Origin of the sequence: Sphingomonas endophytica (genome assembly GCF_001476895.1) — a bacterium.
Taxonomy (GTDB): domain Bacteria; phylum Pseudomonadota; class Alphaproteobacteria; order Sphingomonadales; family Sphingomonadaceae; genus Sphingomonas; species Sphingomonas endophytica_A.
Map to the genome: position 1 here is coordinate 1 of NZ_LDTB01000069.1, position 7,769 is coordinate 7,769.

The following is a 7,769-nucleotide window of genomic DNA, read 5'->3' on the forward strand; positions in this document are numbered from 1 at the left end:
GGCGGGTGGGGTGACACGAGACACCCCACCCGCCTCCTCGTCAAGGCGATCAACCGAGCGCCTTCTTCAGCAAATCGTTGACCACGCCCGGATTGGCCTTGCCGCCCATCGCCTTCATCGTCTGACCGACGAAGAAGCCGAACAGCGCGACCTTCCCGCCGCGATATTGTTCGAGCTGCCCGGGGTTCTTCGCCAGCACCTCCGCGATCACCGCCTCGATCGCGCCGGTGTCGCTGGTCTGCTTCAACCCGCGCTCCTCGACGATCTTGCCCGGCGCGTCGCCGGTTTCCAGCATCGCCTCGAACACCTGCTTGGCCAGGCTGCCGCTCAGCGTCCCGTCGGCGACCAGCGCCAGCAGCTCGGCGGCCTGCCCCGGCGTCACCGGGCTGTCGCCGATGCTCTTGCCCAGCCGGTTGAGCGCGCCGAACAGCTCGCTGGTCACCCAATTCGCCGCCGCGACCGGCTTCGCGCCCGCCTCCAGCAGCGCATCGAACCAGCGCGCGCTTTCGACCTCGGCGGTCAGCACCGCGGCATTGTACGGCGTGATCCCCGCCGCCTCGTAACGCTTGCGCTTCGTATCGGGCAGTTCCGGCAGCGACGCCAGACATTCGGCCAGGAAAGCGTCGTCCAGCTCCAGCGGCAGCAGGTCGGGATCGGGGAAGTAGCGATAATCGTGCGCATCTTCCTTCGACCGCATCGACCGCGTCGTGCCGGTGTCGGGATTGAAGAGCCGCGTTTCCTGCACGATCGTGCCGCCGGATTCGAGCACGTCGACCTGCCGCCCCGCCTCATGCTCGATCGCGGCCATCACGAAGCGGATCGAATTGACGTTCTTCGTCTCGGTCCGCGTGCCGAACTCCTCGCCCGGCTTGCGCACGCTGACATTGACGTCGGCGCGCATCGAGCCCTGGTCCATGTTGCCGTCGCACGACCCGACATAGCGCAGGATCGAACGCAGCTTGGTGAGATACGCCCCCGCCTCGGCCGGCGAGCGCATGTCCGGGCAGCTGACGATCTCCATCAGCGCGACGCCCGAGCGGTTGAGGTCGACATAGGAACGGGTCGGATGCTGGTCGTGCATCAGCTTGCCCGCGTCCTGTTCGACGTGGATGCGCTCGACCCCGATCGTCTTGGTATAGCCATCGGCCTCGATCTCGATGGCGCCCTCGCCCACCAGCGGGTGGTAGAGCTGCGAGATCTGATAGCCCTGGGGCAGATCGGCGTAGAAATAGTTCTTGCGATCGAACCGCGACCATTTGTTGATCTGCGCGTCGATCGCCATGCCGGTACGCACCGCCTGGCGGATGCATTCGCGGTTCGGCACCGGCAGCATCCCCGGCATCGCGGCGTCGACCAGCGACACCTGCGTGTTGGGCTCGGCCCCGAACGCGGTCGCCGCGCCGGAGAACAATTTGGCGTTCGACGTCACCTGCGCATGGACCTCGAGGCCGATCACGACCTCCCAATCGCCGGTGGCGCCCTTGATGCGGAACGAAGTGGTTGCGTCAGCCATGATCGGTCTCGGGTGTGATGAGGTTGAGGTCGGGGAAGTAGCGCGCCAGCCGGCGATCACGGGTCAGCAACGCCGCGCCGAGCGCCACCGCATGGCCGGCGATAAGAAAGTCGCTCAGGATCGAGGTGCGCGGCCCGCCACGATCGCGATAGTCGCGAAACGCCGCGCCGGCGCGGAACGCCGCATCGTCGGCGAAGTCCAGCACGTCGATTTCCAGCCGGTCGAGCCGCTGCCGCAAGGCGGAAACGCCGGGCGCATGGCCGGCGAGTTCGGCCAGCACGATCTGGTTACAGACCACCGCGCCGGCGGCGACCGCATCGCCATAGCGCGCGATCGACCATTCCACCGCCGCGTCGTCATCGTCACCGAACAGGTCGATGATGATGTTGGTGTCGAGGAAGATCACGGCAGCGGCTCGTCGCCACGAATGTCGCGCATCATCTCGCCGGAGGGCCGATGGAACAGCGGGTCGCGCCGCAGCTCGGCGAGCGCGTGCATCAGCCGCGCGCGGCGGGCCTGCGGCGTTTCGATCGCGCGCGCGCCGGGAACCACTACAGCTTCGCCGCGGTCGTTGACGCCGACATCCACCGGCTGACCGGGGATCAGCCCGATCAGGTCGCGCACGTCCTTGGGGATCAGCACCTGCCCCTTGCTCGTCATGTTGGTCCGGGTGCGTTTGTCGAGCGGTGCGTTCATCGCCAGCCTCCAGTGTTACCGGGGTAACACCAGCACGGTCTGGTGTCTACCACCACTTGCCCGGCCGCGCCGTGAAGCCCGCGCGTTCCTCGATCGCCAGCGCGGCGTTGAGCACGCCCTGTTCGTCGAGCGGCTTGCCGATGATCTGCAACCCCAGCGGCAGCCCGGCCGCGTCCAGCCCGCCCGGCACGCTCATAGCCGGCAGCCCGGCAAGGCTGGACGGCACGGTGAACACGTCGTTGAGGTACATCGCCAGCGGATCGGCCGACTTCTCGTCCAGCGCGAACGCCGCCGAGGGCGCGGTCGGGGTGAGCAGCACGTCGCACGCCTCCCACGCCCGCTGGAAATCGCGCGCGATCAGCGTGCGGACCTTCTGCGCCTGCGTGTAATACGCATCGTAGAAGCCCGCCGACAGCACATAGGTGCCGATCAGGATACGGCGCTTCACCTCGTCCCCGAAACCCTCCGCACGGGTCTTGGCGTACATCTCTTGGAGGTTCGCGCCGTCCGGCAGATCGCGCAGCCCGTAGCGCACGCCGTCATAGCGCGCGAGGTTCGACGACGCCTCGGCAGGCGCGATGATGTAATAGGCCGGGAGCGCGTATTTGGTGTGCGGCAGCGAGACGTCGACGATCTCCGCGCCCGCATCCTTCAGCCACGCGATCCCCTGCTGCCAGAGCGCCTCGATCTCGGTGGGCATGCCGTCGACGCGATATTCCTTGGGGATACCGACGCGCTTGCCCTTGAGCGAGGCGTTGAGCTGCGCCTCCCACTGCGGGACGGGCAGGTCGAGCGACGTGGCGTCCTTCGCATCGAAGCCCGCCATGGCCTCCAGCATGATCGCGCAGTCGCGCACGTCGCGCGCCATCGGCCCGGCCTGGTCGAGCGACGAGGCGAAGGCGATCGTGCCCCAGCGCGAGCAGCGACCGTAGGTCGGCTTGATGCCCGAGATGCCGACGAACGCAGCGGGCTGGCGGATCGAGCCGCCGGTGTCGGTGCCGGTCGCACCCGGCGCGATGCGCGCGGCGACCGCCGCCGACGAGCCGCCCGACGAGCCGCCGGGGGCGAGATCGGCATTGCCGCCGTCGCTGCGCCGCCACGGGCTGACGACGTTGCCGAAATAGCTGGTTTCGTTCGACGATCCCATCGCGAACTGATCCATGTTGAGCTTGCCCAACATGCCCGCGCCCGCGTTCCAGAGATTCTGCGAGACGGTCGATTCATACTCGGGCGTGAAGCCTTCGAGGATGTGGCTCGACGCGGTGGTCGCGACGCCCTTCGTGCAGAACAGGTCCTTCATCCCGATCGGTACGCCGGCCATCGGCTTGAGCGTTTCGCCCGCCGCGCGCGCCGTGTCGGCGGCGTCGGCGGCGGCCAGCGCGTGGTCGGGGGTTTCGACGAGGAAGGCGTTGAGCGGCTTCGCGGCGGCGACGGCGGCGTTGAACGCCTCGGCCACCTCCCGCGCGGAAAAATCGCCGTCGCGCACGCCGTTGCGGATCGCGGCGATGCCCAGATCGGTGAGCTCGGTCATTATTCGATCACCTTGGGCACAGTGAAGAAGCCATGTTCGGCCTGCGGGGCGTTCGCCAGCACGCGATCACGGATCCCGCCGTCGGTGACGACGTCGTCGCGCAGCCGCAGATGGTTGGGGATGACCGCAGTCATCGGCGCGATGCCGGCGGTATCGACCTCGCCCAGCTGTTCGATGAAATCGAGGATATTGCCCAGCTCGGGCGCGAGCCGGGCGGCTTCCTCGTCGGTGATGGCGATGCGGGCGAGGCCGGCGATGCGCCTTACGGTTGCGGTGTCAACGGACATGCCCCGCCGCTACCATCCGCGAGCACGATTGTGCAACATGCCTGACGCTGCGGTTGCATGACCCGAAACGATCGGGCACCAGCTTTGCGGTTGCTAACGCAGCGATTTTGCTGCACCGCACAATGGTGACGCAGATTTGGCCCGCAAATTCCTCTACGTCGTCGTCGCGCTGATCGTGTTGGCGACCGCGGCAGCTTTCGCCTACCGGCTCTGGGGTGTCGGCATGATGCGGATGGCGATGGTGCCGGGCGAGTCGTTCCGCGACCAGCAGCGGCTGACCGCCGCCGATTACGCTCCCGACACCATGTGGCTGGCGCGCCCGGCGCTGCGCGGCAATCCGGCGCTGTGGACTCCGGCCGGCTATTCCCCGCGCAAGACGGCCGGCGGCGCGGCCGTGTTCTTCATCCACCCGACCTCCTACCTCAACCGCGCGCACTGGAACGCGCCGTTGAACGACGAGGAGGCCAACAACCGCGCCGCCTTGTTCCTGCGCGGGCAGGCGAGCGCGTTCAACGAGGCGGGCGAGATCTGGGCGCCACGTTACCGGCAGGCGACGTTCGGGGCGTTCCTGACCGATCAGCGCGCCGCCGAACAGGCGCTGGCGCTGGCATACGGCGATATCCTCGCCGCGTTCGACGCGTTCCTCGCCGAGGCCGGGCCGACCCGCCCCATCATCCTCGCGGGGCACAGCCAGGGCGCGCTGCACCTGACGCATCTGCTGAAGGATCGTGTCGCGGGCACCCCGCTCGCGACGCGCATCGTCGCGGCCTATGTCGTCGGCTGGCCGGTGTCGGTGGCGAACGACCTGCCCGCGCTCGGGCTTCCGGCATGCGAGCGCCCCGAGCAGCGCGGCTGCGTCCTGTCGTGGCAATCGTTCGCGGAGCCGGCCGACCCGTCGCTGATCCTCGACAATTACGACCGCTCGACCGGGTTCGACGGCAAGTCCCGGCGCCGCAATGCGATGCTGTGCACCAACCCGCTGACCGGCACCCCGAACGCCGCCGCGCCCGCGAGCGCCAATCTGGGGACGCTGTTCCCCGATGCTGCGCTCAGCGATGCGCGGATCGAAGCCAAGCGCATCGGCGCACGCTGCGACGCGCGCGGTTTCCTGCTGATCGGGTCGCCGCCCGATGTCGGGCCCTACGCGCTGCCCGGCAACAATTACCACGTGTACGACTACAGCCTGTTCTGGGCGAACGTCCGCGCCGATGCGGTGCGGCGGCTGGCGGCATGATCGTCGACAATGCGCGCGCGTTCCGAGCGCTGTTGCCGGAGGGCGGGCGGCTGCTGGGGCTCGACGTCGGGACCAAGACGGTCGGCACCGCTCTGTGCGATGCCGAATGGAGCTTCGCCAGCCCCGCGCAACTGATCCGGCGCGGCAAGTTCACCGCCGACAAGGCGGCGCTGGTGGCGCTGTCGCAGGCGCAGCAGGTGCGCGGCTGGGTCGTCGGGCTGCCCCTCAACCTCGACGGCAGCGAGAGCCCGCGCAGCCAGTCGACCCGTGCCTTCGCCCGCAACTGCCGTGACACCGGCCTGCCGATCCTGTTGTGGGACGAACGCTGGTCGACCGTCGCCGCCGAACGCGCGCTGATCGAGCAGGATTTCAGCCGCGCCAAGCGCGCCGAGCGGATCGACAACCATGCGGCGGCGCACATTCTGCAGGCCGCCATCGATGCTTTGGTGTCGGTAACCGCATAATCGTCATTCCTGCGCAGGCGGCTCCGCGGCCTCGCCGCCCCACCCGCGCCGGGATGATCAGCGCGGCCCGCCCAGCGTGCGCCGAAAGAAGTCATATTCGCGCCGCTGCCCATAGGTGACGGGCGTGCTCGACCGCCCGGCCGAATGCTCGCCGTTCGGGATGACCAGCAACTCGAAATCCTTGTCGGCGCGGACCAGCGCGTCGACGACCTGCATCGTCGAGGCGGGATCGACATTGGAATCCTGCTCGCCGACCACCAACAGCAACCGGCCCTGCAATTGGCCCGCATGGACGACGCCCGATGCGTCGAGATAGCTCTGGTCGACCGGCCAGCCGAGCCATTGTTCGTTCCAGTCGATCTTGTCCATGCGGTTGTCGAAACAGCCCGCGAACGCCACGCCGGCTTTGTAGAAATCGGGGTGGAACAGCAGCGCGTTCAGCGTGCTCTGCCCGCCGGCCGACCCGCCATAGATGCCGATGCGGGACAGATCGACTGCCGGATCGGTCGCCGCCAGCGCCCTGATCCAAGCGATCCGGTCCGGGAAGCCGCTATCGGCCAGGTTCTTCCACGCGACGTCATGAAACGCCTTCGACCGATTGGCTGTCCCCATGCCGTCGATCATCACGACGATGAAGCCCAGATCCGCGATCTGCTGCATCCCCATCGCCTTGTCGCCGCCCGAAAAGGCGCCGAACGGCCAATATCCCTTCGGCACGAAACTATCGTGCGGGCCGGCGTAGATGTTCTCGATCACCGCATATTTCTTTGCCGGATCGAAATCGCGCGGGCGCACCACCAGCCCGTAGATATCGGTCGTGCCGTCCCGCCCCTTGGCGACGAACGGCTGCGGCGGGCTGTATCCGGCGGCGGTCAGCGCGCTGACGTCGCCGCGCTCCAGCGTCGCGATCACATGGCCGTCCCCGGCATCGCGCAGATCGGCCACTTCCGGCACGTCGGTACGCGAATGCACATCGACGAAGCGCGTGCCATCGGGCGAGAAGCGCGCCTCGTGCGTCTCATCGCCATTGGTCAGCCGCGTCAGGTGGCTGCCGTCAAAATCCACGCGAAACCAATGCTTGTGGTACGGGTCCTCGCCCGGCGTCACCCCGCCCGCCGAGAACCAGATGCGGCGCTGGTCGTCATCGACGCGCGCGATATCGCGCACCACCCATTTGCCTTTGGTGATCTGCCGCTTCACGCGCCCGGTCGCGGCATCGACCAGATACAAATGCCGCCAGCCGTCGCGCTCCGACGCCCAGATCAACTCGCGTCCCTCGCCCTTCACGTCATGCGCGAAGCGGCGCTCGCCGAACACGAAGGTCTTGGTCTCCTCGTTGACCGCCGCATGCGCCGTGCCGGTCGCGGCGTCCACCGCGACCACCTTCGCCTGCTGAAACCCGCGCCGCATGTAATCGAACGCAAAGCTGCGCCCGTCCTTGCGCCACTCGATATCGCCCAGCAGCCAAGGGTTCGCGACCTCCGCTGTCGCCACATCCACATGCCGCCCGGTCACGGCATCGAACAACACCGGCTGCTCCCGATCGATCGCATCGCCGGGCTTGGGATAGAGTTGCTGCACCACCTGCGGCTGCACCTGCCCCTTCGGCGACGAGACGACGCGCGTCACCATCCGCCGATAGCCCGGCCGGACGCGATACAGCGCGACATGGCGGCTGTCGGGCGACCAGGCGATCGTCTCGGGATCGTAGAAGTCGCCCGCGCTGCCGTCCTGACTGCGCCACTTTTCCGCGCCGCCACCGACGCCGCGCACGACCAGATTGTCGTCGACGACCAGCGCCTCCAGCGTCCCGTCGGGCGAACGATGCGGCACATTGAGCGCGGGCACCGACAGGTCACGCACCACCTCGAACCCGCGCGGACGCTTCTGCGGCGTCTCGACGCGCGTGCAGCGATAGTCGGTCAGCGCACAACGCCACGTCGCGTCGTCGACCTGAGTCGTGATCGCCGCATGATCTGCGGCATAATCGAACGTCTCGAACGGCAGCCTGAGCGGAGTGATCTCCCGCCCCAGCGCGATCACC

At 67.9% G+C, this 7,769-nt stretch carries 8 protein-coding genes; 2 read left to right on the forward strand and 6 right to left on the reverse strand.

Translation table 11 applies throughout. From position 1 onward, the window contains the following. Positions 1 to 49: 49 nt before the first annotated feature. Genes gatB through gatC form a run of 5 tightly spaced genes read right to left on the reverse strand, consistent with a single transcriptional unit; the run spans position 50 to position 4,027 of the window. Positions 50 to 1,513 (reverse strand): Asp-tRNA(Asn)/Glu-tRNA(Gln) amidotransferase subunit GatB, encoded by a 1,464-nt coding sequence (gene gatB / locus NS334_RS14585; RefSeq protein ID WP_058756687.1) that lies wholly within the window; start codon positions 1,511 to 1,513, stop codon positions 50 to 52. Next, positions 1,506 to 1,919 carry a type II toxin-antitoxin system VapC family toxin gene (locus NS334_RS17820; protein ID WP_083500507.1) on the reverse strand — a complete coding sequence of 138 codons (414 nt, stop codon included), beginning with the start codon at positions 1,917 to 1,919 and terminating at the stop codon, positions 1,506 to 1,508. Before NS334_RS17820 ends, gatB begins: the two co-directional genes overlap by 8 nt. Beyond that, the gene (locus NS334_RS14595; protein ID WP_058756688.1) at positions 1,916 to 2,209 is read right to left on the reverse strand and encodes an AbrB/MazE/SpoVT family DNA-binding domain-containing protein; all 294 of its coding nucleotides are present in this window, start codon (positions 2,207 to 2,209) and stop codon (positions 1,916 to 1,918) included. Before NS334_RS14595 ends, NS334_RS17820 begins: the two co-directional genes overlap by 4 nt. A 46-nt stretch (positions 2,210 to 2,255) precedes the next feature. Further along, positions 2,256 to 3,740, reverse strand: a complete 1,485-nt coding sequence (gatA, locus tag NS334_RS14600; RefSeq protein ID WP_058756689.1) for an Asp-tRNA(Asn)/Glu-tRNA(Gln) amidotransferase subunit GatA — start codon at positions 3,738 to 3,740, stop codon at positions 2,256 to 2,258. After that, the gene (gene gatC / locus NS334_RS14605) at positions 3,740 to 4,027 is read right to left on the reverse strand and encodes an Asp-tRNA(Asn)/Glu-tRNA(Gln) amidotransferase subunit GatC (RefSeq protein ID WP_058756690.1); all 288 of its coding nucleotides are present in this window, start codon (positions 4,025 to 4,027) and stop codon (positions 3,740 to 3,742) included. The genes gatA and gatC overlap by 1 nt, the downstream gene beginning before the upstream one ends. Before the next feature lie 136 nt (positions 4,028 to 4,163). Here gatC and NS334_RS14610 point away from each other — a divergent pair, with 136 nt between their 5' ends. After that, entirely contained in the window at positions 4,164 to 5,261 is a 1,098-nt protein-coding gene (locus NS334_RS14610; protein WP_058756691.1) for a DUF3089 domain-containing protein, read from the forward strand. Beyond that, entirely contained in the window at positions 5,258 to 5,725 is a 468-nt protein-coding gene (ruvX, locus tag NS334_RS14615) for a Holliday junction resolvase RuvX (RefSeq protein WP_058756692.1), read from the forward strand. The genes NS334_RS14610 and ruvX overlap by 4 nt, the downstream gene beginning before the upstream one ends. A 57-nt stretch (positions 5,726 to 5,782) precedes the next feature. On the opposite strand, the gene NS334_RS14620 is transcribed toward ruvX, so the two are convergent. Then, the coding region (locus NS334_RS14620) for a S9 family peptidase (protein ID WP_058756693.1) at positions 5,783 to 7,769 on the reverse strand (1,987 nt) is incomplete at its 5' end.

Bases quoted from the DNA above. Each gene is read 5' to 3' on its own strand.
- gatB (WP_058756687.1), bottom strand. From the start codon at position 1,513: ATGGCTGACGCAACCACTTCGTTCCGCATCAAGGGCGCCACCGGCGAT.
- gatC (WP_058756690.1), bottom strand. From the start codon at position 4,027: ATGTCCGTTGACACCGCAACCGTAAGGCGCATCGCCGGCCTCGCCCGC.
- gatA (WP_058756689.1), bottom strand. From the start codon at position 3,740: ATGACCGAGCTCACCGATCTGGGCATCGCCGCGATCCGCAACGGCGTG.
- ruvX (WP_058756692.1), top strand. From the start codon at position 5,258: ATGATCGTCGACAATGCGCGCGCGTTCCGAGCGCTGTTGCCGGAGGGC.
- NS334_RS14595 (WP_058756688.1), bottom strand. From the start codon at position 2,209: ATGAACGCACCGCTCGACAAACGCACCCGGACCAACATGACGAGCAAG.